Genomic DNA, 26,582 nt, shown 5'->3' with positions numbered 1-26,582 from the left:
GGGATAGGCCAGGTGGTTCAGCAGAAGGGCGGCTGCCTGACGTGGGCCAGGGAATGGAGGCGACTACCCCCCGCCACGCACCCTGTTCACTGCCCGCCCACCTTCCACTCGGGGAGCAATGGAACAGTTGAAGCGGCCCGGTCCCCTGTGGACCATTCACACCTTGACCCTCTGCCTCCGCTGCCGCGCACGGTGGTGCCCCGGCTTACTTGAGGCGGAGGAACTCCACGTCCACGGGCCTGGGCTGGACCGCGACGGTCTGCCCGACAGGCGGCGCCTGATAGGCGTGGACGGCCGGGAAATAGAACTCCCCGTAACGGTAGAGCGTCCGGGCCGTATACCGGGGGGTGCGTCCCTTCTCAACGTTCAGCAGCATCTGGAACCCCCCGCGCACCTGTCCGCCCTCGGGCCACAGCTGACGGTTGTTCTGGAAATCCAGAGCACTGAGCCGCGCCGCCGAGGGGGTAAATTCGGCCATCAGTAACGAGGAAGACCTCTGTCCATTGTCCCCACACTCCATCACGAAGGCCAGTTCACGCTGTCCGTCGAGATCCACGTCTCTCAGGGCATACACCTGCCGGATGCCACATATCGAGTAGTTCGAGGTGGGCCGCAGGGACCACACCTCGCGCCCCGCGCCTTCTCCAAAGACCACCAGATACCGCATGCCCTCGCGCTTGCCCAGATCCACGAGCGTCAGCCGCTCCGGGCGGGAGCTGCGCCACGGCGCGACCAGCGTGAACTGTACGTCACGCAGCTCCAGGGAGCCGAAGGCATCCAGATCGCTCGGCAGGCCCTGCAGCACGTTCGTGCGCCGCGCCCCCTGATCCCAGGCGCGTAACCAGGTGACGAGGCGTCCGGCCTCGGCGCGTTCCGCCTGAGTCAGGTGCTGCACCGGTGAGGCTGGACGCGGGTCATACAGCACCACCGGCACCGCAACAACCGGTGACAGCACGCTGGACAGCACCAGACCGAGGGTGCGGGCGACAGTCCTCAGCCGGTGGGAAGCCATGCGGCATACTACCTGTCCCAACGGTGGTTGTTCAGCAGAACTGCGGTTGACCAGGAGAGCCGTGCACTGGAAAGATCCCTGTTCAGGCGGCCTGTCCTCAGGCATGGGGCTGATTACTGCGTGGAACACAGGGTCCTCAAGGCAGGCCCTGTTCCTTTCCCCGATGTGGGAACCAGTGTTCCAGGCTGGTCGCCCCGCTGGCGGGGTCACTGACGCCTGCCCTCTGCCTTCCGGGCCTAGACTTAGAGGTGACGTCAACGCCGGCCGGCTGCTGAGTCTGGAGGGCTGGCCCGAACATCCGGGCCTCCAATCCTCGGCCCCGCTACACACTGGCAGGCGGCCCTCCTGATCAATGCGGTAGTAGCGGCAGCAAAGGGATGAAGGGTCAGACTGGGGTGAGTTCCAGCAGGCACTGGACCGTGCTGTCCCAGGTGGCCTGCGAGGTGGGGACAGGCAGCTTGTGACGTGCGGCGAGCCAGTTCACGATTGTCTGCGCCTGCCAGAGGTGTCCGGGCTTCTCGCCACGGTATTCGTAGCGCCCATCCATCGAGCGCAGCCAGTCGCGCTCTCTGATCACCGCCTGAAGCAGCAGCCGGACGCGCTCCGGGCTCAGTCGGTCCTCTACCCCATCCCCGTCGAACACCCACGGCTGAGCATCGATGGGCAGCGCACACAGGACGCCCCACGGCTGGGCCAGCACCTCGGCGTAGAGCTCTGTCTGCCGGAGCGTCATCTGCTCGTAGCCCTCTTCGCTCCCCATCTCCACGGCCACTTCAATGAGGGCGTCATACAGGCTGGGAAGCAGCGCCAGGAGGTGGAAGCCGGGACCGAAGTCGCGCGCCGTCATGACCACGGGAGTGCTGGAGCGCTGGCTTTCGGGACTGGGGGCAGGGTTGAGGGCACTGAGCACCGTGGCGTTGTCCCACGCGATCCTGCGAATACTGGGCTTGAGGCGCGGGCTGACCTCGAAGCTGTCGTCGCCGTAAAGAAAGGAGGGCAGGAAGGGGATCTTCATGGGAGTGGGATCAGCGTTGGAGTCTGTGTCATTCGGGGTGAGCCTCGGCCGTCTCTAAAGGAGGTCCATTGTAAGGTCTGAAGTTTAGAGAGCACCGGACCGCTTCCGAACGCCACCGCATCATTCTTCACTCTGTGCAGCAGGAGGCTGGAACGCCTGAAGTTGGTGATCGGTCTGCATTCGTTCCAGACCATCCGTCAGGCCAGGTTAACGAGATGGATCAAAATCCACTGATGCTCAAAGTAGCTCAGCAAGACGGTTGACTCCCAGTCGCATGGACCGATGGTCAGAGCCGAAAGCAAGTTGCCCAGCACGTCTGGTGCAGGAAGGGCAGGCTGGATCCGGCGGGTCAGTTCATGATACCGGGCAGCTGGAATGCGCTCGACAGGCGGTGGTTGAGCGAACGCCAGCCATTCTTGCCCTCTCTGGTCCCTCTGATGTGCCGAATGCAGGTCAGCGCCGTCACGGCTCCACGGGTGCACCACGGTTCGGCAGTAGAAGTGAACGGCACTCTCATAGTCAGCGCTGGGCCCCAGATAGAGTTCAAGTTCCTCTTCTTGCTGTAGAAAACGCGCCTGGCCCCAGCTCCAGTGCCGGTATTCCAGGGGACGGGGTTGACGCCTCAGTTCCTGTTGAAGGCTCCTGCGCAGTGCTTCCTTTGAGAACAGGGGAGTGTCGTCTGGGGTCATTCGCGTCATGATCGCAGGTCCCTTCAGAGACGTCCGGTGGGATCCCTGGGCAGGTCTCAGCAACGCCGTTCATCCCGTGGTTCTTCTGGAAAGGGATCTGGGTCGGCACAGGAAGTTCAGGGGACCGGCGAGCTGCCGCCCGGTAAGCTGGGTTGAATGCCTCTGCCTCCCCGGTCTGTTCGCTCGCTGTTGCTGCCCCGCTGGCTGCGCTTCCTGCTGGTGGCCTGGGCCTGGGCCTGGGTCAGTGCTGGGGTCGCCGTGCTGGTCTACCTGCTGCCTCTGACGTTGGTGATCATCGGCATCATCGACTTCTTCCAGGGGGAGTCGCCGTTCCGTTCAGCGGACATGGTTCCGATGCTGCTTCCTGTGGTGGTGGTCGTGAGTGCGGTGGCGCAGGGCCGGAGCTGGAGCGCACCGGAACCCTGGGGTCGCCCTGAGATCTGGCGGGCCAGCCTCAGCAGCCTGTTGCTGCTGGCCTCCGCTGGGCTGCTGCTGGACAGGCCGATGCCGTTCGCGTTGCTGCTTGTTCTCCCGCTGGTCGGCCTCTGGTTGTGGTGGCGCCTGGTGCAGCGTGCACGGGGATGAGGTGTTCCAGCTGCCCTGTCCCAGACGGCTGGGGGGTGCTCTCCAGGCCTGCCTATATAGAAGGTGCTGTTCATCTGGGTTCGGAACCTTGGCCTCGGCTGGGGAGGGCGTTGGCGCAGGCGTCTGGGCACGATGGGAATCGGGTGTCCTCTAAAATAGGTCTAGTCTGGGGTGTGCTATATTTGCCGTGCAGCGCGGCTTTCCTGGGGGTGAATCCTCCATGTGTATCTCAAAATCGAACGGGAAACCGTGGGGGTTCGAGTCCCCCCTTCGGCACCAACCACGCAATCGCCCCTGCCCTACGCGGGGGTTTTTGCTTGCCAATATGTTCTGCCAATTCCCCCGCACCCTCCGAGGAGACTATGTTTAAGTCGAAACTGCCCGTGCTTCTGCTACCGCTGCTGGCGCTCTTTTCAGGTCTCTCTACAGCCACTGCCGCTCCCTGGCGAGACGCACTGAAACCCTATGAGGTCCGTGAAAATACCCTCTGTAATGCCCTCAAAAAATACGGCGGTGTGGCACAGAGCTACGCAGCCTACCGCATCACCAAGACACCATTTTTCATCGTCAAATCCACCGTCGACAATGCTTTTTATCTCGACAGTTTCAAGCCTGTGGGCGATACGTCGGACAAGGGGCAGGGGTTTTATACCAACGAGCAGGGTAAGGACGGCAAAACCACCCATATCGTTCACTTCGACACTGTGGACCGCTACACCACCGACATCTGCATTATCGAACTGCCGCAGCCAAAATAAGTCTTCCGAATCCGCCTCCGCTTTGCTGGCACTGGCTCGGTCAGAATTGGCGCAGACCAGGTGGTGTAAACTGGGGTCAAACAGCGGTGAAGCTGGGGGCAAGTAACCCGGTTCACCGACTCTCCCGAGGTAAATCATGATTCTGACCCTATTCATCGTATTGTTCGCCCTCGTCAGCGTGGGCCTGATCTTTTTCGTGCTGTTGCAAGTGCCCAAGCAGGCAGGACTCTCGGCCAGCATGGCTTCCGGCGGCTCGCTGCTGGGTGGGCGCGGCGTAGAAGGTGGCCTCGTCCGAATTACCAGTGTTTTGGGCGGCTTTTTTATGCTGTTGGCCCTGCTGATCAGCTTTGTTTCCCGCTGAATGAGATAAGGTCAATCAATAAGTAAGAAATTTCATATCTCTACTCGTAGGCCCGCTCTTCCAACCAGGAAGGCGGGCCTATGACTATTAAGGTGCCTATCTGGATGAATTTAGGTCAGATGAGGGGCGGACTGGGCATTTGAAAGCTTATCAACGTCTTGTTTTGATGACCGCCAGGTTTGAGTCCTAAGTTACACTTTCTTGTCTTATTTTCGTAACTTTTATGCTTGACCTCCCTTAAGCCTATTCATATATTGACGGCGCTGGAACAGATTGCTCAACGCGAAATACGCCCTTGGTTTAGGCCAGAGGCACCTTTTCCGTTTCCAGAATTTTCGGAGGTACATCATGAAAAAAGCTCTGTTCGTTGCTCTTGCCCTGGCTGCTACATCTGCTTCGGCGGCACCCTTCGTTTATCCGGCAGCATGGACTGCTGAGCAGAACACCGCTAACAAGCGTGGCGGCGAACTGCGCCTCAGCATCCTGTCGGATTTCAAGACCATCAACCCTTTTACTTCTGCAGAAGCCGATAGCATTCCTAACACGATGGCAGGCGGCGCAGGTCTGTTTGCTCAGGATCCTCGCAACGATGAATTCCTGCCTCACATGGCCGATGCCAAGCCTGTGGTCAGCAACGGTGGCAAGCGGTTCGTGGTCAAAATCCGCCAGGGCATGAAGTTCAGTGACGGTCAGGCCATCACCGCCGACGACTGGATCACCACCTGGAAGATTCACGCCGACGACAAAGTGGGCAGCAACAGCTACGATTCTTTCTTCCTGAACGGCAAGCCCATCACCATCAAGAAGCTTGACAACTACACCCTGCAGTTTGATTTCCCGCAGGTCAGCGCGGGTGCCTACGCCACGATGTCCTTCACCCCCTGGCCCGACCACGTGTTCGGCAAGGCCTACCGTGAAGGCGGCGCAGAAGCCGTCAAGAAGCTCTGGACGCTCGGTACGTCGCCCAGCCAGATCGTTTCTCCCGGCATGTGGGTATTGGAAAGCTTCCGCGCCGGAGAGCGCAGCGTCTTTGCCAAGAACTCCAACTGGGGCGAATGGAACAAGGACAGCCGGGGCAATGCACTGCCCTACCTCGACAAGCTCTCTTACCGCGTGCTGGGCGACGCCAACGCCGGACTGGCGGCCTTCCTCGCCGGACAGATCGACACGGTGGGTATGCGCAACGCCGACGACCTGGCTCAGACCAAGCGTGCCATTGACGCGGGCAATCTGAAGGCCACCTTGCTGCCCAATGTCAGCCCCCAGGCCCAGAGCTCTTGGATCACCTTCAACTGGAACAAAGCCAGTGATCCTGCCAAGCAGAAACTGTTCCGTGACGTGCGCTTCCGCCGCGCCATGAGCCATATCGCCAACCGCAAGGCAATGGTCGATCTGGCGTTGGGCGGTCTGGGTGTCGAAACCTACTTCAGCGTCTACCCGATCTTCACTCAGCAGATCGCCGCCGGGGCCAGTGCGCCCAAGTACACCTACAACCTCGCTCAGGCCAGCAAGTTGCTTGCCCAGATCGGGTACACCAAGAAGAACGCTCAGGGCTACCTCGTCGATAAGGCCGGTAAAGTGCTGGAGTTCAACCTCAGCACCAACGCAGGGAACACCACCCGCGAGCAACTGGGCCGCATCTTTGCCGACGAAGCCAAGAAAGTGGGTGTCAAGGTCAACTTTACGCCCATCGACTTCAACAACCTGGTGGGCCAACTGACCTCCAAGGGTGAAGACCGTCCCTTTGATGCCATCCTGCTGGGCCTCAGCGGTGGCGACAACATCTGGCCGTTCGGGGTCAACGTGACGCCTTGCGGAGCCAACCTGCACAGCTACAACAACCCCACCAACGGCAAGTGCCTGACCTCTCAGGAAAGCCTGATGACCAAGCTCTACTACCAGGGCGACGCTGAACTCGACGACGCCAAGCGCCGCGCCATCGGTGGACAGCTGATGAAGGCCGAAGGCGAATTGCAGCCCGTGATCTACCTCGTGGGCGGTAACTACCACGTTGCCTACAATGAGCGTATTGGCGGCGAATACCCCCGCGCCCTGATGAACGCTTATTACCTTCAGCGTGAGCAGGCCCTGACCTTCGTCAAGTAACCTCCCGCCCGCACGATTCCGGGGGGTGGCTCGCGCAAGCGGGCTGCCCCCCAATCGCGTGAAGTTTTCAGGAGCACCCATGATTCCATTTCTCCTGCGGCGGCTGGTTCAGTCCATCCCGACGCTTCTGCTTGCCAGCCTCCTCATTTTCTTTGTCATTCAACTGGCCCCAGGCGACTTCCTGACGCCAGCCAAGCTCAACCCAAACATCAGCAGTGAGCAACTTGCCGCGCTGGAGCGTAACTTTGGCCTGGATCGCCCGGCCTGGCAGCAATATCTGCTCTGGATGGGCAACATGTTCAAAGGCGACTTTGGCCTGTCCTTTCAGTACCAGCAGCCTGTGTTGGACATCATCTGGCCCCGCATCCTCAATTCACTTTATCTGGCAGTCATGAGCCTGGTGCTGTTTTACTCGATCGCTATTCCGCTCGGTGTATACGGTGCAGTTCGGCAGAATTCACCTGGCGATAATGCCATCAACGTTGTGTTGTACTTCTTGCTGGGCTTTCCGAGCTTCTTCTTGGCCCTGATCGTTATCTACTTCATCCTTCAACTTCGCAATGCTACTGGGCTGGATATTCCTATCGGTGGCATGACCAGCAACAATTTCGATGAACTTCCCGTTTTCGGGCAGATGCTCGATGTGTTGAAACACCTGATTATTCCGGCACTCGTTCTGGCAATTTCCGATGCAGCGGGCCTCACGCGGGTCATTCGCGGTCAGATGCTGGAAGTCATGCGTTCGGATTATGTTCGGACGGCGCGGGCCAAAGGCGTCAGTGAGCGCACGGCCATCTGGAAGCACACCTTCCGCAATGCCATTTTGCCCATCGTGGCGGGCATCGGTGGATTGTTGCCAGCCCTGATCAGTGGCGTCGGTTTTCTGGAGGTGGTGTTTGCCTATCCGGGAATCACGCCCATGCTGCTCACGGCCATCGGTACACAGGACCTGTATCTGATCGCCGGATTTACTGTCATCACCACTGTCTTGCTGATTGTTGGCAACGTCATCAGCGATATTTTGTTGGCCGTCGTCGATCCCCGCGTCAAGGTCGCTTGAGGCTGCTATGACCACCACTGTTCCAGAACGTCCCGCCAAGCCAACTTCGCCCCGCAGTCAGTCTCAGTTTGGTGTGGCTTGGTCGCAGTTTCGCAAGAACCGCCTGGCCAAGATCGGCGGTTTCATGCTGATCTTGCTGTACACGCTGGCCCTCTTTGCGCCTTTTATCGCGCCCGACGGGTTGTCCAACTATTCCACGTCCAATATTACGCGCTTCCATCCGCCCACGCCCATCCATATTCGCGATCCCCAGACGGGTGGACTGACTCGGCCCTTCGTGTATCAGTACGGCCAACAGCTGAATATGGACACCTTTGTCAACGAGTACAAACCCACCGAAACCCGTTGCCCCATCTTTTTTGGCGTGCGTGGCGACGAGTACCGTGTGCTGGGACTGTTTCCGGGCACGCTGCACCTGTTCGGGACGGGGGCCGAAAACCCCAACTGCAAGGTGTACCTGTTCGGCGGTGAGGCACTGGGCCGCGACCTGTTTACCCGCACCATCTACGCTTCCCAAATCTCGCTGACTATCGGCGTGGGAGCAGTGCTGATCTCTACGGTCATTGGCCTGCTGATGGGCGCAATGGCGGCCTTCTTCGGCGGCATCGCAGATACCCTGATCATGCGCTTTGTGGAAGTGCTCGCGGCCATTCCTAGCCTGTTTCTCCTGATCTTGCTGCGCTCGGTGTTCCCGCAGGACATCAACCCAATTTTCGCGCTGTACATGATTCTGGGTCTCCTGGCTTTCATCGGTTGGGGCGGCCTGGCGCGTGTGGTGCGTGGGCAGATGATGAGCGTACGCGAGCAGGATTTCGTGTCGGCGGCGCAGGCATTGGGCGCAGGCAATGGCCGCATCATGTGGCGGCACATGCTGCCCACCATGACCACCTACATCATCGTGACGCTCAGCCTGTCTATTCCCGGTTACATCCTGCTGGAATCGGGCCTCAGCTTTCTGGGCATCGGCGCAGTAGAGCCGTATGTGTCGTGGGGTGGCCTGCTCAGTCAGGCGCAGGAAGGCGGCTTTGCCAGCATTACCCAACGGCCTTGGGTGCTGATTCCAGGCTTCTTTATCGTGTTTACTGTCATGTGTTACCAACTTCTGGGTGACGGTCTGCGCGACGCCTTTGATCCCCGTAAGCGCCAATAAGTTGTTTTATGTGGATAATTCTGCATTCCGTTCCATATCCCGGCACATTTGGCCCCAGAAATTGACGCTGCCATGTTTACTGCGGCATTGGGTTGTATGATGCACTTCATGTTTCAGGAGAAGAAATGACCCATCAGGGTGAAGTTCTGTTGGCCGTCAACGGCCTCAAGACGTACTTCAATACCGACGACGGTGTCGTCAAGAGTGTTGACGGCGTTACGTTCCACATCAACAAAGGCGAAACCCTCGCTGTGGTGGGGGAATCCGGCTCCGGCAAGAGCGTGACCAGCCTCAGCGTGATGCGCCTGATTCCGATGCCTCCGGGCAAAATCGTGGAAGGCGAGGTGCTGTTTACCGGCAAGGACGGCAAGCAGAAAAACCTCGTGACGCTGCCCGAAGCAGAAATGCGCAAGATTCGCGGCAACGACATCTCCATGATTTTCCAGGAACCCATGACCAGCCTGAATCCCGTGTACACGGTGGGCGACCAGATCGCAGAGGCGGTGATGCTGCACCAGAACAAGAACAAGAAAGACGCGATGGTGGTGGCGACCGACATGCTGCGCTTCGTGGGTATTCCTGCTCCCGAAAAGCGCGTGAACGAGTATCCGCACCAGTTGTCGGGCGGCATGCGTCAGCGCGTGATGATCGCCATGGCCCTGAGCTGCAAACCCGCCCTCCTGATTGCCGACGAGCCGACCACCGCCCTCGACGTAACCATTCAGGCCCAGATTCTGGACCTGATGCGTAAGCTGCAATCCGAAGTGGGCATGAGCATCCTGTTCATCACCCACAACCTTGGCGTGGTGGCCGAAATGGCTGACCGTGTGGTCGTGATGTACGGCGGGCGCGTGGTCGAGGAAGGCGATGTCGTGGAGATTTTCAAAGCGCCGCGCCACCCCTACACGATGGGCCTGCTGAATTCCATTCCGCGCCCCGGCGAGTATGTGCATGTGCCCGGACAGCCCAAGGGCCGCCTCGAAGCCATTCCCGGCAACGTGCCCAACCCGCTGAATCTGCCCGTGGGCTGCGCCTTCGAGCCGCGCTGCAAGTTTGCCGTGCCCGATTGCAGCAAGGCCGTGCCTGCCCTGGAAGACACCGGACAGGGCCACATGGCCCGCTGCATTCGCTGGCGCGAGTTCGATCAGGCGCAGCACGAGGTGAGCGCATGACTTCTCCCACATCCTCTGTTCAGTCCGCCAGTGGCAGCCGCCGCAACATGCCCACCACGGGCGAGACACCCTGCTGGAAGTCAACAAGCTTGAAAAGTACTTCCCTATTCGCGGCGGCCTGCTTTCCCGCGTGGTGGGCAACGTCAAGGCCGTCAACGACATCTCCTTCAAAATCGGACGCGGCGAAGTGGTCGGTCTGGTGGGTGAGTCGGGATCGGGCAAGACCACCGCAGGACGCGCCATCCTGCGTCTGATCGAACCCACGGGCGGGCAGGTGCTGTTCAACGGCACCGACGTGACCAAGCTCAGCAAAGGGCAGATGCGTGATTACCGCCGCGAAATGCAGATCATCTTCCAGGATCCGTTCGCGTCGCTGAACCCGCGCATGACGGTTTCGGACATCATCGGGGAAGCCATGCAGATTCATAACCTGCACCCCGGCAAGGCCCGCGTAGACCGGATCGCGGAACTGCTGCAAAAAGTGGGCCTGCGCCCCGAGCATATGCGCCGCTACCCCCACGAGTTTTCCGGCGGTCAGCGCCAGCGCATCGGGATTGCCCGCGCTCTGGCCGTAGACCCGGCCTTCATCGTGGCCGACGAACCCGTCTCGGCGCTCGACGTGTCGATTCAGGCTCAGGTCGTGAACCTGCTGCAAGACCTTCAGGAAGAACTGGGCCTCACGGTGCTGTTTATCGCGCACGATCTGGCCGTGGTGGAATACATCTGTGACCGGATTATCGTGATGTATCTGGGCCGAATCATGGAAATCGCGCCCAGCCGCGAACTGAACAACAATCCCAAGCACCCCTACACCGAGGCGCTGCTGTCGGCGGCTCCGGTGCCCGATCCCACCGTCAAGCGCCAGCGCATCATTCTGGAAGGCGATATTCCCAGCCCGATCAATCCGCCGAGTGGCTGCGTGTTCCGTACCCGTTGCCGCTACGCGATTGCCGAGTGCGCCAACGTGATTCCCGAACTGCGCGAGGTGGCCCCGAACCACTTCAAAGCCTGTATCCGCGACGATATTCTGTAATCTCGCTTCAAGTCTGTACCTTAAATCTTGGCCGCTCCTTCGGGGGCGGTTTTTTGTTGATATGCGAATCAATATGCTGATATCTGTTCTCCGGGTCAGGTCAAATGTGGCATGGTAGGGGCCTGATGATTGATACCCGGTGGATGGCGGCGGCATGCAAAACAGGCTTGATGACGGCGGCTATTGCTCTGGCCTCGGTGGGGTACGCGACGACCCTGCGGCTGTATCCGGGCTTTGCCGAGGTGCAGGAACCCGTGAGCAGCGCCACGACCAATCTCAACGTTTCGCTCTCGCCCGCAGCCTGGGCGGGGGTGATTCCCGGCACGGTCAACCTGCGCGGTTTGGCCTTCAGCAGCGCGGTTCAGGGCCAGGACCCGGCATGGCTGACGCGCTGGGAAGGCAGACTCCTGACCCTCCGAACGGGGGAGAAGACCGAACCCGTGACGCTGATCCGGGCCGCCGACCTGACGATCAAGGACACAGCCGGAGAATTTCGCCGGGTCGCGTTGGCGCAACTGAGTTTCCCCGAATTGCCGCCACTGGACGCCGAAACTGCCCCCCGACCCTGACCTTTACCCTGCCGAAACCGGGAGCCGGAACGCTGTCGTATCTGACCCGCGCCCTGAATTGGTCGCCGCGCTACACGCTGAATATTGTGGGGAAGGGTGCAGCGGCCAGGGCTGAACTCAGTGGGCTAGCCGACATCCGCAACGGCACGGATCAGGCGGTTTCGGCTCTGGTGGCCGAATTGTTCGCCGGAGACGTGAGATTGTCGGAGCAGTCTGATGTGTACGGTCTTGTTGGGAGAGTTGGTACTGTCAGTCCGGTCAGTGGGAGCTATAGTTTTGCCTCAGATAACTCCGCTCCACACGTCGTTTCTCAGGGCGAACTGGGTGGCCTCTACCGCTTTGCCCTCACTCAGCCGCTGACCCTGCCCGCCAGAAGTACGGTCACACTGCCGTTTTTGCAACCGGCCCTGACGCTGTTCCAACCGTTTTCCCGCCTGAATACCAGCTTCCAGCCCACCGACACCGAAGGCACCCTGCAACGCGCCTACCGCCTGAAGGCCGACCAACGCCTCCCCGCCGGGGTGGTCAGCGTGCTGGAAGAAGACCGCCTGACCGGGCAAGCTTCCGTTGGCGAGTTGGCCCAGAACACCGAGTTTGTTCTGGACTTGGGGGCAGACCCAGACGTGCGCTACAGCCGCACTGTGGCCCTCCAGAACGTGCAGCGTGGCTTTCTTGGCGGAGGCAGCCGCACCTACCGCGTCTCCTATACCCTGCGAAACGAACAGGCCCAGCCGAGGCGGGCCGAAGTGCGCGAAGAGGTGTACGGCTCTCAGGTCGTGCTGGACGGCAAAACCGCCGAGCGTTCGGCCACCGCTGTCCTGTTGTTCGACCTGCCCGCCGGGGGCAGCGTGACCAAGTTCTATACCGTGGAATTGCTGCAGTAATCAGCTGTCACCGAGGGGGTCTTTTTATCGTGCTGGCGCAGCTCTGGCCCCTGTATTCCCCGAATCTGTCGCCCGTCTGACTGACCCTCTCACATCTCATATTCGGAGCGGCGTAAGGATAGACCCATGAAACCCAATCTGTCCTACAGTCTGATGATGGCACTGGCTCTTTTCTCTGGCGCGGCGTCCGCCACCGATCTCCGCATCTACCCCAGCTTCTCAGAAGTGCGCGAAACCGTGAAGGCCACCGGAACCACCCTCGGCGTGAATTTGCCGCAGGAGACGTGGAACAGCGTGATTCCCGGTTCGCTGGACCTGGACGGCGTGGCCTTTTCCAGCGCCGTGCAAAAGCAGGAAGCCAACTGGCTGACCAGTCTGGAAGGCAAGCCTGTGTTCCTGCGAACCGGCGACAAGATCGAAACTGTGACGCTGATTCGCGCCCGCGACCTGCTGATCAAGGACGCGCAGGGCCGATACCGCAACGTGTCCTACAGCGATCTCAGCTTCAGCGACCTGCCCCCGCTGAATCCTCAGTCGCCCACGCAAACGCTGACCTACATGGTGCCCAGCGGCGCAACCGGAACCCTGAGTTACCTGACGCGGGCCGTCACCTGGTCGCCTCGCTTTACGCTCAAGGCCAGCAATGCCGGGGCGCAACTCTCGGCGCTGGCCGATATTCGCAACGGCACTGAACTGCCCTACAACGTGCAAAACACCGAACTGTACGCTGGAGACGTGGAAGTGCAGGAAGGCCAACCGGTGCCCGCACCTGCGCCGATGATGCGGGCCGAAGCCGCCGCCGCCGATTTTGCCGCCCCCAAGATCAACACCGTGGGCGAGGTCCGTGGCCTGACCCGCTATGACCTGTCTGCGCCGTTTACCTTGCCCGCCAGCAGCATGGTCACGCTGCCTTTCCTGACGCCCAAGCTGACCAGTTTCGAGCGATACGCGGGCCTGAATACCTACTTCAACACTGAAACCAGCAAGGGCACCATGAACCGTTTTTACCGCTTCAAGGCCGATCAACGCCTGCCCAGCGGCAGCCTGACTGTGCGTGAGGATGGCCGCATCGTGGGTCAGACCACCATCCCCGAAACGGGCAAGGGCGCAGACGTGGAATTTAGCCTCGGCAACGATCCAGACGTGCGCTACACCCGCAGCGTGGAAACCCAGAACCAGCAAAAAGACAGCAAGGGCAACGTGACCCGCACCACCTACCGCGTCACCTACGCCTTCGAGAGCAGCAAAGACCGCGCCATCCGCGCCGAAGTGACCGAACGCGCCGGGGGCCGCCGAATCATCATCGATACCGCCCCAGCCGTACAGAATCAGGGCGTGGCAAATCTGAAGGTGGATGTGCCCGCTAACGGCAAGGCCAGCAAGAGCTTTGTATTGGTGATCGATAATTCGTAAGTAGGTTGTGGATCGTGGAGCGTGGGAAAAGAGAAGGGCTTGAAGACTCCTCCCGCTCACTGATACGGGATTAAACTGAGTCGCGAATATGAGACCTGCCTCGCTGTTCCCGCATCAGACGTCCGATGAGTTGGAATTGGCCTACCGCCAGTCCGAGCGAGCGGTGGAGCGCTCCCGCTGGCAAATCTTGTGGCTCAAAAGCAAAGGACTGTCGATTCCAGAGATCAAAGCGGTGACGAGTTTTTCGCGCACCACGATCAGCACGTTAATTCGGGCGTACAACGAAAATGGGCCAGCAGGGGTGGTGGACAAACGCCGTTGGAATAAATCGGCTCCTGCGCTCAATGTGGAACAACAAGAGGTGTTGTTCAGTGCGCTCCAGAAGCCACCCGTTTCGGGTGGCCTGTGGACGAGTCAGAAAGTGCAAACCTACGTCCACGAGCAGTTCAAAGTAGAGATGACGTCAGTGTGTGCTTGGGGCTACTTGAGAAAGCTGGGGTTTACCGTGCAAGTACCGCGTCCAACTCATGTGCAGGCGGCGACGCCGGAGGAACAGGCGATCTGGATCAAAAAGTCGAAGCGGCCCTGAGAACCGCACGGGCCGCGTACCCTGAAAAACAGGTGCGGCTGTGGGTGCAGGATGAAGGGCGCTTTGGTCTGAAACCTGTGCTGAAGCGCCTCTGGGCGCTTCAGGGTCAGCGGCCCGTCATTGCTCAGCGCCGTCAATATCAATGGCTCTATACCTACATTTTTGTCGAACCCCTCACGGGACAGAGCGATTTCCTGATCCTCCCGAGTGTCAGCATTGCCCTGATGCAGGTCGCGCTTGACGAGTTCAGCCGGGCTGTGGATCCACACCAGCAGCAACTCATCGTCCTGTTGCTTGATCAGGCCGGTTGGCACACCAGCCAGAAACTCCAGGTGCCGCCCAATCTCTTCCTCCTGCCCTTTCCGGCGTATACGCCGGAACTGTCCCCCGCTGAGCCGATGGTCACCAAGCTGAAACTTCCCATCGCTAACCAGACACTCAAAACTCTTCAAGAGGTCGAGGACTTGATCGCCGCAGAGTGTGTCCGGCTCCAGCACAACCCCCAAGAAGTCAAATCGCTGACCCTTTTCCCCTGGATCAAACATGTTCTGGACTCAGTTTAGTTTGGTATGAGCCAGAACCAAACAGAAAGGGCCGTCTATCACGACTGGCCCTTTTCGCTGTTTCCACAATCTACCTACCACGATCCACGTTCGGGCGGTGCCGTTCCGCCCCTAAACAATTCCCTCCAGATACTCCCGCACATCTGCCCGTACAGGCATAAAATACACGTGCTGGGCGCGTTCTCTGGCAAATTGAAGGGTAGCGGCGGCAAAGGCGCGGTTCCAGTCGAGGGTCGGCTCGAAGCTGCGGGGAAACACGGCGTGGTTTCTGGCCCGCCAGTAGTTCAGGGTTTGCTCGGTGGTCACGGTGGTCGCGCCCCACCACACGTCTGCCCCTTCCGGCATCAGGTCGGCGTAGGCGTCCATCAGGCGCAGGTCGAAAAAGGGCTGGGTAAAAAAGCCCACCGCGCCCGCGTCCAGCTTGCGTTCCAGATAATCACGCTCTCGGGCAAAGCTCTGGCGGTAGGGGTCGAGGCCCGCGTAGACCCGCACGTCCGGCAACTCGCGCCGGAAGCGGCGAATCACATCCACAGCGTCTACGTCATACACTCTGGCGCTCATATCGGCGGGCGCGTCTCCGGTAATGATCAGCACTTCGGTGATGCCATGCGTCGCCAGCGTTTCCAGCATCGGCAGCGGTTCGCGTGGGTTGATATCCACCGCCCGGATGTGCGGAATGGCTTGGTGATGGGGCCGCGCCAGCGCACAGCCTGCCCAGGAACGGGTGGAAAACCGGGGAAAGTCGGGAATGTTGACCGTATCTATTCCCGGCAGATGCGCCCGCACCATCTCCAGTTCGGCCCGCAGGCCAGATCGGGAACGCGGCACGAGTTCGATGGAAATGCGGGTTTGGGGGAGGGGTGGAGTCACAGAACTTTGACTCACTGTGCCCCGCCCGTTGATGGTAAAGGTCTAAGGGTCAAAGGGTCTGAGGGACTAAGAACCCCAGTGGCCCTGTCTTCCGCCGTTCCTGGACCTTTAGACCCTTGACCCTTAGACTGCGCCCCCTGAGACGCTGTACCAGCCGGGTCGTAGGCCAGAATTGGCCCCAGCCAGCGCTCGGCTTCCTCCACGGGCCAGCCTTTGCGCGTTGCGTAGTCTTCGATCTGGTCGCGCCCGATTCGGCCCACGGCGAAATAGCGGGCGTCGGGGTGCCCGAAATACACGCCTGAGACGGCGGCGGCGGGCCACATCGCACAGGATTCGGTGAGGGTCAGGCCCACCTCCTCGGCGTTCAGGAGGGCAAAGAGGATGCGTTTTTCGGTATGGTCGGGCTGGGCGGGGTAGCCGGGAGCAGGGCGAATGCCGTCATAGCGCTCACGGATCAGATCCATGTTGTCCAGCGTCTCATCTGCCGCGTAGCCCCAGTACTCCATCCGGACATCACGGTGAAGTTTTTCGGCAAAGGCTTCGGCCAGGCGGTCTGCGATGGCCTTCACCAGAATGGAGTTGTAATCGTCGTGCGCGGCCTCGAACGCCTTCGCCAACTCTTCGGCCCCGTGAATGGCGACAGCAAAAGCTCCAATATGGTCGCCCTGAGGGGCAATAAAGTCGGCCAGCGCGGTGTTGGGGGTGGTCTGGTCGCGCTGCTGGCGCAGGGTATGAAGGCGGGTGAGGTGGGCCAGAGGAGTTCGCCCCGCCGCCAGTTCGTGGGTGTGGTGATCCAGAGAATCGGTGTGCTGCTCGGCCTCCACCAGAATATCGTCGCCGTCGCGCTCGGCAGGCCACAGCCCGATCACGCCCCGCGCCGTCAGCAGGTTTTCGTCTACCACGCGCCTCAAGAGCGCCTGAGCATCGGCAAACAGCGAGCGGGCCTCCGCGCCGCGCAGGGGGTCGGTCAGGATGTTGGGGTAGATGCCTTTCATCTCCCACGCGATAAAAAAGGGCGTCCAGTCGATGTAATCCAGCAGGCCGCTGATGGGCTGTTCGATGATCTGGCGACCCGGCTGGCGCGGCGCGGGCGGCGGGGTGGGGGAGAGCCGGGGCGCACGTTCGCGGGCCGTATCGATGGGAAGCAGGCGCACCTGACGGTCTCCGTGGCGCTCGCGCAGGGCGTCGTATTCGGCCCGGATGCGCTCCTGCACGGCGGCGGGGTCGGCCAACAGGTCGGCGGTCACGGTCACGGCGCGGCTGGCGTCCAGCACATGCACCACTGGCCCGCCGTAAGCCGGATCGATTTTCACGGCGGTATGGGCGCGGCTGGTGGTCGCTCCGCCGATCAGGAGCGTCTGGGTCATGCCCCGGCGCGTCATCTCGCGGGCCACCGTCACCATTTCATCGAGGCTGGGCGTAATCAGTCCGCTGAGGCCGATCACGTCTACCCCCAGCCGCACTGCTTCGTCCAGCACGCGCTCGGTGGGCACCATCACGCCCAGATCGATGACCTGATAGCCGTTGCAGGCCAGCACCACGCCAACGATATTTTTGCCGATGTCGTGAACGTCGCCCTTCACGGTTGCCAGCAGCACCTTGCCCTTGCCGACTGCTTCCTGCCCACTATTGGCACGTTCGGCCTCCATGTAGGGCGTCAGGTGCGCCACCGCCCGCTTCATCACGCGGGCCGACTTGACCACCTGCGGCAGAAACATCTTTCCGGCCCCGAACAGGTCGCCCACCACGTTCATGCCGTCCATCAGCGGCCCCTCGATCACGGCCAGCGGCGATCCCAGCAGTTGATAGGCTTCCTCGGCGTCCTCGACCACATAATCGGTGATGCCCGAGACCAGTGCGTGCGTCAGGCGTTCGGTGACGGGAAGTTCCCGCCACGCGCTGACCGCCGACGCTTCCCGCTTGATGTCTTTGTAACTCTCGGCCAGCGTCAGCAGTCGCTCGGTGGCGTCCGGTCGGCGGGCCAGGATCACGTCTTCCACGGCGTCGCGCAGTTCGGGTTCTATGTCGGCGTACACGGCCAGCATCCCGGCATTCACGATGCCCATATCCAGCCCCGCGCCTATCGCGTGATAGAGGAACACTGCGTGCATGGCCTCGCGCACATGGTTGTTGCCCCGGAAGCTGAAGCTGACGTTGGAAATGCCGCCCGACACCAGCGCTCCCGGCAGGTTGGCCTTGATCCAGCGCGTGCCCTCGATAAAGTCCAGCGCGTAGCGGTCATGCTCCTCTATTCCGGTGGCCACCGTCAGTACGTTGGGGTCAAAAATGATGTCCTGCGGCGGAAAGCCAGCTTCCTCGGTCAGCAGGCGGTAGGCGCGGGAGGTGATTTCTATGCGGCGTTCCAGATTGTCGGCCTGCCCCTGCTCGTCGAAGGCCATGACCACGGCGGCGGCTCCGTAGCGGCGCAGCAAGCGGGCGCGTTCCAGAAACTTTTCCTCGCCGTCCTTGAGGCTGATGGAATTGACCACGGGCTTGCCCTGCACGCGCTTGAGGCCCGCTTCCAGAATGTCCCACCTGCTGGAATCCAGCATCAGCGGCACGCGGGAAATGTCGGGTTCTCCGGCCAGCAGGTTCAGGAATTTCACCATCGCCGCCTCGCCGTCCAGCATGCCCTCGTCAAAGTTCACGTCTACGATCTGTGCGCCGTTTGCCACCTGCTGCCGCGCAATTTTCAGGCCCGCGTCGTAGTCTCCGGCCAGAATCGCCTTGGAAAAACGCGGGCTGCCGGTCACGTTGGTGCGCTCGCCCACGTTCACAAAGTTCAGTTCGGGTGTCACCGTGAAGGCTTCCAGCCCGCTGAGACGCAGCGAGGGCGGCAGCTTGGGCGCGGTGCGGGGCACGATTCCGGCCACGGCGTCGGCAATGGCGCGGATGTGCTCGGGCGTGGTGCCGCAGCAACCGCCCACAATGTTCACGAGGCCGTCACGGGCAAACTCGGCCAGCACACTGGCGGTATGTTCGGGCGTTTCCTCGTATTCGCCGAAAGCGTTGGGCAATCCCGCGTTGGGATGCACGCTGACCAGGGTTTCGGTGCTGGCGGCAATGGCCCGCAGGTGGGGGCGCAGCAGGTCGGCTCCCAGCGCACAGTTCAGACCCAAACTGAACAGGCCCGCGTGCGCCGTGCTGATCGCAAAAGCTTCGGGCGTTTGCCCACTTAGCGTGCGGCCCGAGGCATCGGTAATGGTGCCCGACAGCATCACGGGCAGGCGGCGGCCCATTCGCTCAAATACCGTTTCGGTGGCAAATAGAGCGGCTTTGGCGTTCAGGGTATCGAACACCGTTTCGATCAGCAGCAGGTCGGCCCCGCCCACCATCAGCCCTTCGATGGCCTCTCCGTAGGCTTCGGCCAGCCCATCGAAGGTCACGTTGCGGAATTCGGGGCGCTCCACATCGGGCGACAGGGTCGCGGTGCGGTTGGTCGGCCCCACGGCTCCGGCCACCCAGCGCGGGCGACCATCACGGGCCTCGAATTCGTCGGCCACCTCGCGGGCCAGCCGTGCGCCTGCCTCGTTCATGGTGCGGGCCAGCCGCTCGGTGCCGTAATCGGCCTGACTGATGGTCGTGGAATTGAAGGTGTTGGTGCTGGCAATATCCGCCCCCGCCTCGAAATAAGCGCGGTGCACCTCCCGGATGATGTCGGGCCGAGTCAGTTGCAGCAGGTCGAAATTGCCCCGGTACATCCGCAGGGGGTCGGCGTCGGGCAGCCGGAAGTCGGCCTCCGTGAGGTTGGCCCGCTGAAGCATCGTGCCCCACGCGCCGTCTAGGACCAGAATTCGTTCCTGCGCCTGCTCAAGCAGACGTTGTACACGGCTTTCACTGCTGTTTTCCACGCCCATCACCTCATTCAACCTTCTGGATTCACTCTGCTCGATTCAACCTTCTGGGTTCAATCTTGTGGCCGGGTCAGCACCTGTTTGGTGTTCACTGCCCGCTTATGCAACGTATGCGCTCTTTTGCGCCGCCTGTGGGCCATCTGCTTGCCGCCGCGCCATCGTCGGCGCCCTTGCGGCAAAGCCTTTCTTTTGGGGCACCGAATGCCGTGATGAAGGCCGGTTGCCGCGCCATCACAGGGCAGAAAAAACCCTTCGGCGCTCTGTGGGATGGCCGTGCGGGGGCACGACGCTGAGCAGTCTAGCGCGGCGCGGCTCAGAGAAAAGAGCGTCGGTCAGACAGGTGCGCCCAGTCTCCGGGCTGATCATGGCCTGATCATGCCGTGTGACGATGATGAGGTCAGGCGCGGGCCAAGCTGAATTGGAAGCGGAGGCGCGGGCCAACTTTACCCTTCGGAGGAAGTGCCATGACTGCATCCACTGCCCCCACCCAGCCCCATCCCTCAGACACCCTGCACGACATCAAAACGCTGACCCGTGAAGTCCGGGCCTTGCGCCTGAGCCTGCGCGAACTGGCCGCGTCGGATTCGCTGGAGCGCCTGCTGAAGCTGATTCCGCGCCCCGGCTGGACGACCCCCGCCGAGTTTGAACTGGTGCGCGGCAGCATCGCCCATATGCAGGCTCAGGTAGACGCGCTGCACACCTTCCAGCGCACGGTTCTGAAGGGCAGCGAACTGGTGGGGCGGGGCAGCTGAGATGGATTCCGTCTGAGCGGGCTTAGAGTCCAGAATCCATCACATTCAGGCTGTACAGCACCACGTGGTAGGCCCCGACCTGCCGCTCTCCCACGTTCTGAAATCCGAAATTCTCGTACAGTGCCCGCAATTTGGCCCGGTCTGAGGCAGTGTCCAGCCGCAAGTAGGGCACGCCTGCGCGGCGCGTTTCCTGTACGGCTTCGGCCAGCAGCCGCCGCGCCAAACCGCCTCCCTGTGCGGCAGGATGCACGGCCAGCTTGTGCAGATACCGGGCCGTTCCCGGTGCGTCATCGGGCCAGAAAGGCGGGTCTTGTTCCAGCAGCACATAAGCGCCGACGGCCTGATCCCCCTGCCAGGCCACACGCCAGCCCGAATCGGGATAGTACCGCGCCAGGCGTTCAGGCGTCAGACTTTGTGCGGGCCACAGCGGTTGGCCGCGTGCCGCCAGCGCTTCGGCAGAGGCCATCAGGATTGCGGAGGCGGTCTGTACATCGCCGTGAGAGATGGTCAGGGGATTCAGCGGCGGCCCTGCTTCTTGACGAGTCGGGTAGGGTAACAGTCGATGATCTCGTTTCTCATAAAACTGCCCTTGGAAGAAGACGCCATCAACGCTTCGTACATCTCTGGTTCGACCTCGCTGTACTCGTATAATTTGGCGTTTCCAAACAACACTGTCAGGGTTTGGGTGGCGGGGTCGTAGCCTACATGGGTGATCATGCTGGATTCCACAGGCAAGAGTGGGACGCTCATAGAAGTATGTTATGCCCGCCGCACAGCGTGTTGCTATTGGCCCGATTGTGGCGCAGATTCTATGCCCGTGGCGTACAGCTCTTGGCCGCGCACTTCCAGTCGCACGCGGGGCAGCGGGCCGTTTGCCTTGCCGAACACGGCCTCGCCTGCCTGCAAGGGGTCAAACACGCTGTAATGGCAGCGGCAGCCCAGTTGCGGATGGTTGGCGTCGGGTGGGGGGCGGTAATTGAAGGCGAAGGCCAGGACTTCCGGGTCGCGGACCAGATTCACGGTGCAGCCCAGATGGGTGCAGATGCGCGAATAGGCCGCGTAATGTTGCCCGCCCACGCTGAGGCCGCCCGCCACCGCAGTGGGCACACGCAGCACGGTACAGGGTCGCCGGTCATAGTTGAAGTTCACCTCGGCCCAGTCCTGTGTCAGTTCAGACAGGGCCGCGACCCGTTGCGGCGTGCCTGACACGAATTCAGGCGGGCCGACCTGTTGTTTGCCCAGCAGCACGCGGGAGCCGTACCAGCCCATGTAGCCGAACGCGCCGACGGTTCCGGCCACCGGCAGCAGCCACCACCGCTCCAGCAGGGCGCGGCGCGACAGGATACGGCGGCCTTCCAGTCGGCTCACTGGCCCTCTTCTTGCCACTTCTCCATCAGGTCCAGCAGCCCGGTCAATTCAGCAGCACTGAGATTGGGAAAGGCGGGCATGGCTCCGCGTCCCTGCAAGGTCACGGCTTTCAGAGATTCCCGTGTCAGGCGAGACGCCCGCAGGCTGGGGCCGATGCCGCCGCCGCCCGCCGCGCCGTGGCAACTGGCACAACTGGCCGCGTACACGCGCAGGGCCGGGTCGCTGTCGTTCTGGCGGGCGCGGATGGCCGTGATCAGCTCATCGGCGTCGCGCCCCTTGGGGTCAAGGGTGCGGTAGCTTTCCAGCGCGGTGAGGGCCGCGTCGTCCTGTCCGTAGCGGGCCAGCGCAAAGCCCAGCAACAACTGGGATTCGGCCTCTCTGGGGGCCAACTGCGCCGCCGTGCGAATCAGCAGCGTGGCGCGTTCGGCGTCGGCATCACTGATCTTCTGTCCGGTCTGCTCGCCGCGAGTCAGCAGCAAGATGCCCAGTCGGCGCAGGGCTTCGGGCTGGCGGGGATTTTGCTTGAGGGCATTTCCGTAGGCCGTGACCGCCTGATCGTATTGCCCGGAATCGAAGGCGGCCTTGCCCCACGCCATGTAAGCGGCGTCCGTATCTGTGCGTTCGGCGGCGCGGCGCAATCCCGGCAACTCAAGGACCGCCTGCACGTTCCGAGATTCGTCTGCATTCAGGGCGGCCAATTGCCAGCGCGGAACGAAGGTCAAGGCTCCGGCCACCGTCAGCAGGGCCATGACACCCACGCCGATCAGGGCCAGTCGGCCCGTGCGCCGGGCGTTGCCCTGTACGGCGGGCGGCAGGGCGTCCAGCCCGCGCAGGGTCAGGGCGGCGCGGCGCTCCAGGTCAGGGCGTTTGGGGTCGTCCTCATGCAGTGCGGCCAGTTCGGTATAGAGCCGGTCTCGTTCGGTCAGCAGCCGAGTACGTTCGGGAGCGTCGGGGTCATCGGGGGTGCCTTGCCGCAGGGGAGACAGCATCAGCAGCAGCGCCGCGCCCACGATCAGCACCAATAGCAGCACGCTCAGGATCATGGGTTGCCCCCGTTTCTGCCTGGATTGCTTCTGTCTGTACTGCTTTGGCCCAGATCGCGCCGAACCTGTGCCAGAAAGGGGTCGAAGGGTTCATCGGCGGCGGCTTCGGTCAGGGGGGCCGGAGCCGCCGCATTCTGCCTGCGCCGCAAAAACAGCCACAACACCGCGCCGCCGCCGCCCAGAGCCGCCAGTGGCGCACCCCACAGCAGCAGGTTACTGCCCTCTTTGGGCGGATCCAGCAACACGAAATTGCCGTACCGCGCCGAAAAGTAGGCGTACACATCCCGCGCCGAGCGTCCGGCGGCCACCTGTTCGCGCACGTCGCGCAGCATCTCGCGGCTGATGTCGTTGGTACTTTCGGTGATGGGCACGCCCGTACAGATCGGGCAGCGGATATTCACGGCGATCTGCCGCACCTGCGCTTCCTGCTGCGGCGTGAGGGGTGCGGCGGCCAGGGCAGAAGCGCCCAGCGCGAAAGCCAGTGCCAACGCCCTTCCTACATCCCACCTCCTACCCCCCACAGCCCCCCTCAAATCCCCTTCACCCCGATTTTTTCCAGCCCCACATTCAGCCGCTCGCGGGTCAGGCCGCCTCTGTCCATGTGCTTCACCATGCCGGAAGCGTCGATGAACACGGTTTCAGGAATGCCGCTGACACCGTAATTGATGCCCGTTTTGATGCCGGGGTCTTGCAGATTGGGGTAGGCCAGCGCGTATTCGCGGATAAAGTCGCGGGCGCTCTTCTCGCTGGTCTCCTGAAACAGCACGCCGACCACCGCCAGACCGGTTCCCGCCGTCTGACGGGTACTCAGTTCACGGAACAGCGGCGCTTCCTCGCGGCACGGAGCGCACCAGGAGGCCCAGAAATTGACCACCACGGGCCGCCCCTTCAGTGAGGCCAGACTCAGGGTCGAGCCGTCCAGCGTCTTGAGCGCGAACGCGGGCGCGGGTTTGCCGATCAGCGGGCCGCCGTCCGTGTTGTTGCGGGCAGGGCTGAGCAGGGCCACTCCCAGCACAGCCACCAGCGAGGCCGCCAGCAGGGGCGGAACAAAACGCCGCCAGGTGGGTGCGGGTACGGATTTGGATGTGGGTGTGCTGGAGTCAGTCATCAGGTTCTCTCTGTCAGGTTCTCTGGTCTGTGCCCTCGCCCCCTGCGGAAGCTGGGCGAGGATCGAAGGGTGGCTGTCAAACTCTTTTTCTGCCGTTGCTCTTCCCACTGCCTACTCACCACTCAGGGTTTCTAGTCTGCTGCGGAAGCCAGTCCAGACGGCACGCGCCGCACGCGCACCTGACGGGGAGAAACCAGCGTCAGGCCCGCGCCGAGGCACACGATCAGGGTTCCCCACCAGATCCACGACACCAGCGGGCTTTCGATCAGGCGCACGCTGACCCACTTGCCTGCCGGGTCGATGCTGGTCAGTACAAGGTAAGTGTCGGTGAGTGCTCCGTAGCGCACGGCAGGAGAGGGAAAGAGCGTGCCGGGAGCCTGCCGGAAGGTGTTCAGTCGGGCCTCGAAGGGGCGGCCATCGATCAGCACGCGGGCAATGGCGCTGGTGCCATAGGGTTTGTCTTCCTGGCGCAGAGAAACCAGCTGAACTTGCTCGTGCAGGAGGGCCTTGGGGGCCGCCCCGGCACTCAGTGAAGCCTGTGCGTCGCCCCGGTAGGCTCCGCTGAAGGCCAGCCCCAGCGCCAGCACCACCAGCCCGATATGAGCGGTATAGGCTCCGTAGCGGCGGGGCTGCTCCTGCACCAGACCGAGGAAGCCACCGCCCTGCCTTGCTTCGCGGCGTTGTTTGAGGGCGCGGGCCGTCAATAGCCCCAGCCCCAGCAGGTTATAGGCGGCCAGCGCCACCGTCCCCAGTACGCCCGCACCGCGCACGCCCAGCACGAAGGCCAGAGCCGCCGCGCCCACGCCCACGATCAGCAGGGGCCGCAGCGCCCGCCAGAACGTCTGTCCATCGGCCCTGCGCCACGGCAGCAGTGGGCCTACGCCCATCATCAGCATCAGGCCAAGGCCCAGCGGAATGGCAAAGGCGTTGTAAAAAGCAGGCCCCACGCTGGCATCCCGTCGGCCCTGCACGGCCTCGATAAAGGTGGGAAACAACGTGCCGATCAGGACCATCACGGCGAAGACGACAAACAACCAGTTGCCCGCCAAGAAGGCTCCCTCGCGGCTGAGGGCGGAAGGCGGATCGCCGTCGTCGCGCAGTTGGGGGGCACGCCACGCGGCCAACCCGATTCCGGCCACCAACAAGAAGGCCAGGAAGCCCAGAAAGACTGGCCCCACCGGGCCGCCCGCGAAGGCGTGAACGCTCTGCACGATGCCGCTACGGTTCAGGAAGGTGCCAAGTACCGTACTGGCGTAGGCCAACACGATCAGCCACACGTTCCAGGAGCGCATGATGCCCCGGCGCTCCTGAATCTGAACGCTGTGCAAAAAGGCGGTGGTCAGCAGCCACGGAATGAAGCTGGCATTTTCGACCGGATCCCATGCCCAGTAGCCGCCCCAGCCCAGCGTTTCGTAACTCCACCAGCCACCGGCCACAATCGCGGCGGTCAGAAAGACCCACGCCACCAGCGTCCAGCGCCGCGTGACCGTGACCCAGTGATCGCTGAGGCGGCCCGTGATCAGGGCGGCCACCGCGTAGGCAAACGGCACGCTGAGGCCCACGAAGCCCAGGTACAGCAGGACCGGGTGTACGGCCATCATCCAATGGTTTTGCAGCGCCGGATTCGGCCCCTGCCCATCGGCCAGCAGGGTGGCAACGGGCGTGAACGGCGAAGCCACCGACGCGCACACGCCCACAAAAAACAGCAGGCTGACAAACATGGCTCCCAGTGCCCAGGGCCGCAGCGAATCGCGCCGCAGGGTCAGGCTCAGAACAAAGGTGAAGCCCGCCAGCAGCCACGCCCACAGCAGCACGCTGCCTTCCAGCGCCCCCCACAGACTGGTGATTTTGACCCAGACCGGAGAAGCCCGCATGGAATGTTCGGCCACGTACCGCACCGAAAAATCATCGCGCAGCAGGGCCGTCATCAGCACCAGAGCCGCCAGAGACACCAGCGCGAATACAGCCCAAGTGGCCCGCCGCGCTGCTTCGGTGGCCCGCGCATCGGCCCGCACGCCGCCCAACACCGCCAGCCAGGTGCCTGCCAGCGTAAAGGCCAGCGCCGCCAGCAGGGCCAGTTGCCCCAGCGCACCCAACGGACTGGATTGGAAGGAGATCAGATTCAGCATCATAGAGACTTCCGTATCGACCTCATTCGGTGCGCTGAAGCAGGTCTTTCAGTTCGGCCTGGGTTTTCGGCACGTTGTATTCCTCGCTGTGCTTGACCACCAGTTCACGCGCATGGAAGGTATCGCCCGTAAATTCACCGCGCACCACCACGCCCTGATTTTCCTTGAACAGGTCGCTGACTGCGCCGTTGTAGGTCACGGGAAAGCTGGCCCCGCCGTCGCTGACCGTAAATCTCAGGTCCAGCGTCTGCGGGTTGTACTGCACGGCCTTCACCAGCCCGCCGATGCGGATGGGGCGGCCCTCCAGCTCTGTGCGCTGCTGAAGGTACTCGCTGGGGGTCACAAAATATTCCAAACTCTTGCCCAGGTTTCCAAAGGCGATAAATCCGGTCAGGCCCACCAGCGCCACCACGCCCAGCACCACAGGCAGCGGGCTGCGCTTGCGGCGGCGGGCGGGCGGCAGCGGCGATGAGGAGGGGGGAGACGAAGGAACGGTCAT

General features: G+C 62.0%; 27 protein-coding genes. 14 read left to right on the top strand and 13 right to left on the bottom strand.

What is annotated here, in order from left to right:
* Nucleotides 1-205 precede the first annotated feature (205 nt).
* The 3 genes from F561_RS0100720 to F561_RS0100710 all read right to left on the bottom strand — a co-directional run bounded on the left by F561_RS0100720 (nt 206) and on the right by F561_RS0100710 (nt 2,716).
* The gene (locus tag F561_RS0100720; protein WP_019008018.1) at nt 206-1,012 is read right to left on the bottom strand and encodes a hypothetical protein; all 807 of its coding nucleotides are present in this window, start codon (nt 1,010-1,012) and stop codon (nt 206-208) included.
* A 385-nt stretch (nt 1,013-1,397) separates the two neighbouring features.
* Nucleotides 1,398-2,027 carry a hypothetical protein gene (locus F561_RS0100715; RefSeq protein WP_019008016.1) on the bottom strand — a complete coding sequence of 210 codons (630 nt, stop codon included), beginning with the start codon at nt 2,025-2,027 and terminating at the stop codon, nt 1,398-1,400.
* A 197-nt stretch (nt 2,028-2,224) separates the two neighbouring features.
* Nucleotides 2,225-2,716 (bottom strand): hypothetical protein, encoded by a 492-nt coding sequence (locus F561_RS0100710; protein WP_019008015.1) that lies wholly within the window; start codon nt 2,714-2,716, stop codon nt 2,225-2,227.
* A 156-nt stretch (nt 2,717-2,872) separates the two neighbouring features.
* Here F561_RS0100710 and F561_RS0100705 point away from each other — a divergent pair, with 156 nt between their 5' ends.
* The 13 genes from F561_RS0100705 (at nt 2,873) to F561_RS0100650 (ending at nt 14,959) form a co-directional block, all read left to right on the top strand.
* Nucleotides 2,873-3,301: a hypothetical protein gene (locus F561_RS0100705; RefSeq protein WP_019008014.1), complete on the top strand. Its 429-nt coding sequence runs from the start codon at nt 2,873-2,875 to the stop codon at nt 3,299-3,301.
* 362 nt (nt 3,302-3,663) lie between these two features.
* Entirely contained in the window at nt 3,664-4,059 is a 396-nt protein-coding gene (locus tag F561_RS0100700) for a hypothetical protein (protein WP_019008013.1), read from the top strand.
* Between the two features lie 136 nt (nt 4,060-4,195).
* Nucleotides 4,196-4,420, top strand: a complete 225-nt coding sequence (secG, locus tag F561_RS0100695; RefSeq protein ID WP_019008012.1) for a preprotein translocase subunit SecG — start codon at nt 4,196-4,198, stop codon at nt 4,418-4,420.
* Nucleotides 4,421-4,768: 348 nt separating this feature from the next.
* Nucleotides 4,769-6,526, top strand: a complete 1,758-nt coding sequence (locus tag F561_RS0100690; protein WP_019008011.1) for an ABC transporter substrate-binding protein — start codon at nt 4,769-4,771, stop codon at nt 6,524-6,526.
* A gap of 79 nt (nt 6,527-6,605) precedes the next feature.
* Complete coding sequence (locus F561_RS0100685; protein WP_019008010.1) at nt 6,606-7,586, top strand: ABC transporter permease; 981 nt, start codon at nt 6,606-6,608, stop codon at nt 7,584-7,586.
* A 7-nt stretch (nt 7,587-7,593) separates the two neighbouring features.
* The gene (locus tag F561_RS0100680; protein WP_019008009.1) at nt 7,594-8,736 is read left to right on the top strand and encodes an ABC transporter permease; all 1,143 of its coding nucleotides are present in this window, start codon (nt 7,594-7,596) and stop codon (nt 8,734-8,736) included.
* A gap of 125 nt (nt 8,737-8,861) precedes the next feature.
* Nucleotides 8,862-9,908 carry an ABC transporter ATP-binding protein gene (locus tag F561_RS0100675; protein ID WP_019008008.1) on the top strand — a complete coding sequence of 349 codons (1,047 nt, stop codon included), beginning with the start codon at nt 8,862-8,864 and terminating at the stop codon, nt 9,906-9,908.
* A gap of 130 nt (nt 9,909-10,038) precedes the next feature.
* Nucleotides 10,039-10,941, top strand: a complete 903-nt coding sequence (locus F561_RS24420; protein ID WP_019008007.1) for an ABC transporter ATP-binding protein — start codon at nt 10,039-10,041, stop codon at nt 10,939-10,941.
* 125 nt (nt 10,942-11,066) lie between these two features.
* Nucleotides 11,067-11,510: a hypothetical protein gene (locus tag F561_RS28525; protein WP_051096778.1), complete on the top strand. Its 444-nt coding sequence runs from the start codon at nt 11,067-11,069 to the stop codon at nt 11,508-11,510.
* A gap of 86 nt (nt 11,511-11,596) precedes the next feature.
* Entirely contained in the window at nt 11,597-12,394 is a 798-nt protein-coding gene (locus F561_RS28520) for a hypothetical protein (protein WP_051096776.1), read from the top strand.
* A 126-nt stretch (nt 12,395-12,520) separates the two neighbouring features.
* Nucleotides 12,521-13,807: a DUF4139 domain-containing protein gene (locus F561_RS0100660; protein ID WP_019008006.1), complete on the top strand. Its 1,287-nt coding sequence runs from the start codon at nt 12,521-12,523 to the stop codon at nt 13,805-13,807.
* An 88-nt stretch (nt 13,808-13,895) separates the two neighbouring features.
* Entirely contained in the window at nt 13,896-14,396 is a 501-nt protein-coding gene (locus tag F561_RS0100655) for a helix-turn-helix domain-containing protein (RefSeq protein ID WP_019008005.1), read from the top strand.
* 32 nt (nt 14,397-14,428) lie between these two features.
* The gene (locus tag F561_RS0100650) at nt 14,429-14,959 is read left to right on the top strand and encodes a transposase (protein WP_019008004.1); all 531 of its coding nucleotides are present in this window, start codon (nt 14,429-14,431) and stop codon (nt 14,957-14,959) included.
* Between the two features lie 111 nt (nt 14,960-15,070).
* On the opposite strand, the gene F561_RS0100645 is transcribed toward F561_RS0100650, so the two are convergent.
* Complete coding sequence (locus F561_RS0100645) at nt 15,071-15,748, bottom strand: methylenetetrahydrofolate reductase (RefSeq protein WP_019008003.1); 678 nt, start codon at nt 15,746-15,748, stop codon at nt 15,071-15,073.
* Nucleotides 15,749-15,840: 92 nt separating this feature from the next.
* The gene (metH, locus tag F561_RS0100640) at nt 15,841-19,686 is read right to left on the bottom strand and encodes a methionine synthase (RefSeq protein ID WP_019008002.1); all 3,846 of its coding nucleotides are present in this window, start codon (nt 19,684-19,686) and stop codon (nt 15,841-15,843) included.
* 461 nt (nt 19,687-20,147) lie between these two features.
* On the opposite strand from metH, the gene F561_RS0100635 reads away from it, so the two are divergent.
* Complete coding sequence (locus F561_RS0100635; protein ID WP_019008001.1) at nt 20,148-20,435, top strand: hypothetical protein; 288 nt, start codon at nt 20,148-20,150, stop codon at nt 20,433-20,435.
* 22 nt (nt 20,436-20,457) lie between these two features.
* Here the strand turns inward: F561_RS0100635 and F561_RS24410 are convergent, their stop codons facing one another.
* From F561_RS24410 to ccmE, 8 genes are all read right to left on the bottom strand, one after another.
* The gene (locus F561_RS24410) at nt 20,458-20,901 is read right to left on the bottom strand and encodes a GNAT family N-acetyltransferase (RefSeq protein ID WP_019008000.1); all 444 of its coding nucleotides are present in this window, start codon (nt 20,899-20,901) and stop codon (nt 20,458-20,460) included.
* Between the two features lie 50 nt (nt 20,902-20,951).
* Nucleotides 20,952-21,185 (bottom strand): KTSC domain-containing protein, encoded by a 234-nt coding sequence (locus F561_RS0100625; RefSeq protein WP_019007999.1) that lies wholly within the window; start codon nt 21,183-21,185, stop codon nt 20,952-20,954.
* Nucleotides 21,186-21,218: 33 nt separating this feature from the next.
* Entirely contained in the window at nt 21,219-21,803 is a 585-nt protein-coding gene (locus F561_RS0100620; protein WP_019007998.1) for a Rieske (2Fe-2S) protein, read from the bottom strand.
* Nucleotides 21,800-22,846, bottom strand: a complete 1,047-nt coding sequence (locus tag F561_RS0100615; protein ID WP_019007997.1) for a c-type cytochrome — start codon at nt 22,844-22,846, stop codon at nt 21,800-21,802. Before F561_RS0100615 ends, F561_RS0100620 begins: the two co-directional genes overlap by 4 nt.
* Nucleotides 22,843-23,334 (bottom strand): cytochrome c-type biogenesis protein, encoded by a 492-nt coding sequence (locus F561_RS24405; protein WP_019007996.1) that lies wholly within the window; start codon nt 23,332-23,334, stop codon nt 22,843-22,845. The genes F561_RS0100615 and F561_RS24405 overlap by 4 nt, the downstream gene beginning before the upstream one ends.
* A gap of 41 nt (nt 23,335-23,375) precedes the next feature.
* On the bottom strand, nt 23,376-23,954 hold the full coding sequence (locus F561_RS0100605) for a TlpA family protein disulfide reductase (RefSeq protein ID WP_019007995.1): 579 nt from the start codon (nt 23,952-23,954) through the stop codon (nt 23,376-23,378).
* A gap of 131 nt (nt 23,955-24,085) precedes the next feature.
* The gene (locus tag F561_RS0100600; protein ID WP_019007994.1) at nt 24,086-26,083 is read right to left on the bottom strand and encodes a heme lyase CcmF/NrfE family subunit; all 1,998 of its coding nucleotides are present in this window, start codon (nt 26,081-26,083) and stop codon (nt 24,086-24,088) included.
* A gap of 22 nt (nt 26,084-26,105) precedes the next feature.
* A complete protein-coding gene (gene ccmE, locus F561_RS0100595; protein WP_019007993.1) occupies nt 26,106-26,582 on the bottom strand; it encodes a cytochrome c maturation protein CcmE in 477 nt (158 codons plus the stop codon).

This window comes from Deinococcus aquatilis DSM 23025 (assembly GCF_000378445.1).
Taxonomy (GTDB): Bacteria; Deinococcota; Deinococci; order Deinococcales; family Deinococcaceae; genus Deinococcus; species Deinococcus aquatilis.
This window is presented reverse-complemented; position numbering and strand designations above follow the sequence as displayed.

Coding starts and splice junctions, on each gene's coding strand:
- F561_RS0100720 (WP_019008018.1), bottom strand. CDS start 1,012: ATGGCTTCCCACCGGCTGAGGACTGTCGCCCGCACCCTCGGTCTGGTG.
- F561_RS0100715 (WP_019008016.1), bottom strand. CDS start 2,027: ATGAAGATCCCCTTCCTGCCCTCCTTTCTTTACGGCGACGACAGCTTC.
- F561_RS0100710 (WP_019008015.1), bottom strand. CDS start 2,716: ATGACCCCAGACGACACTCCCCTGTTCTCAAAGGAAGCACTGCGCAGG.
- F561_RS0100705 (WP_019008014.1), top strand. CDS start 2,873: ATGCCTCTGCCTCCCCGGTCTGTTCGCTCGCTGTTGCTGCCCCGCTGG.
- F561_RS0100700 (WP_019008013.1), top strand. CDS start 3,664: ATGTTTAAGTCGAAACTGCCCGTGCTTCTGCTACCGCTGCTGGCGCTC.
- secG (WP_019008012.1), top strand. CDS start 4,196: ATGATTCTGACCCTATTCATCGTATTGTTCGCCCTCGTCAGCGTGGGC.
- F561_RS0100690 (WP_019008011.1), top strand. CDS start 4,769: ATGAAAAAAGCTCTGTTCGTTGCTCTTGCCCTGGCTGCTACATCTGCT.
- F561_RS0100685 (WP_019008010.1), top strand. CDS start 6,606: ATGATTCCATTTCTCCTGCGGCGGCTGGTTCAGTCCATCCCGACGCTT.
- F561_RS0100680 (WP_019008009.1), top strand. CDS start 7,594: ATGACCACCACTGTTCCAGAACGTCCCGCCAAGCCAACTTCGCCCCGC.
- F561_RS0100675 (WP_019008008.1), top strand. CDS start 8,862: ATGACCCATCAGGGTGAAGTTCTGTTGGCCGTCAACGGCCTCAAGACG.
- F561_RS28525 (WP_051096778.1), top strand. CDS start 11,067: ATGATTGATACCCGGTGGATGGCGGCGGCATGCAAAACAGGCTTGATG.
- F561_RS0100660 (WP_019008006.1), top strand. CDS start 12,521: ATGAAACCCAATCTGTCCTACAGTCTGATGATGGCACTGGCTCTTTTC.
- F561_RS0100655 (WP_019008005.1), top strand. CDS start 13,896: ATGAGACCTGCCTCGCTGTTCCCGCATCAGACGTCCGATGAGTTGGAA.
- F561_RS0100645 (WP_019008003.1), bottom strand. CDS start 15,748: ATGGTGCGGGCGCATCTGCCGGGAATAGATACGGTCAACATTCCCGAC.
- metH (WP_019008002.1), bottom strand. CDS start 19,686: ATGGGCGTGGAAAACAGCAGTGAAAGCCGTGTACAACGTCTGCTTGAG.
- F561_RS0100635 (WP_019008001.1), top strand. CDS start 20,148: ATGACTGCATCCACTGCCCCCACCCAGCCCCATCCCTCAGACACCCTG.
- F561_RS24410 (WP_019008000.1), bottom strand. CDS start 20,901: ATGGCCTCTGCCGAAGCGCTGGCGGCACGCGGCCAACCGCTGTGGCCC.
- F561_RS0100625 (WP_019007999.1), bottom strand. CDS start 21,185: ATGAGCGTCCCACTCTTGCCTGTGGAATCCAGCATGATCACCCATGTA.
- F561_RS0100615 (WP_019007997.1), bottom strand. CDS start 22,846: ATGATCCTGAGCGTGCTGCTATTGGTGCTGATCGTGGGCGCGGCGCTG.
- F561_RS0100605 (WP_019007995.1), bottom strand. CDS start 23,954: ATGACTGACTCCAGCACACCCACATCCAAATCCGTACCCGCACCCACC.
- F561_RS0100600 (WP_019007994.1), bottom strand. CDS start 26,083: ATGCTGAATCTGATCTCCTTCCAATCCAGTCCGTTGGGTGCGCTGGGG.
- ccmE (WP_019007993.1), bottom strand. CDS start 26,582: ATGACCGTTCCTTCGTCTCCCCCCTCCTCATCGCCGCTGCCGCCCGCC.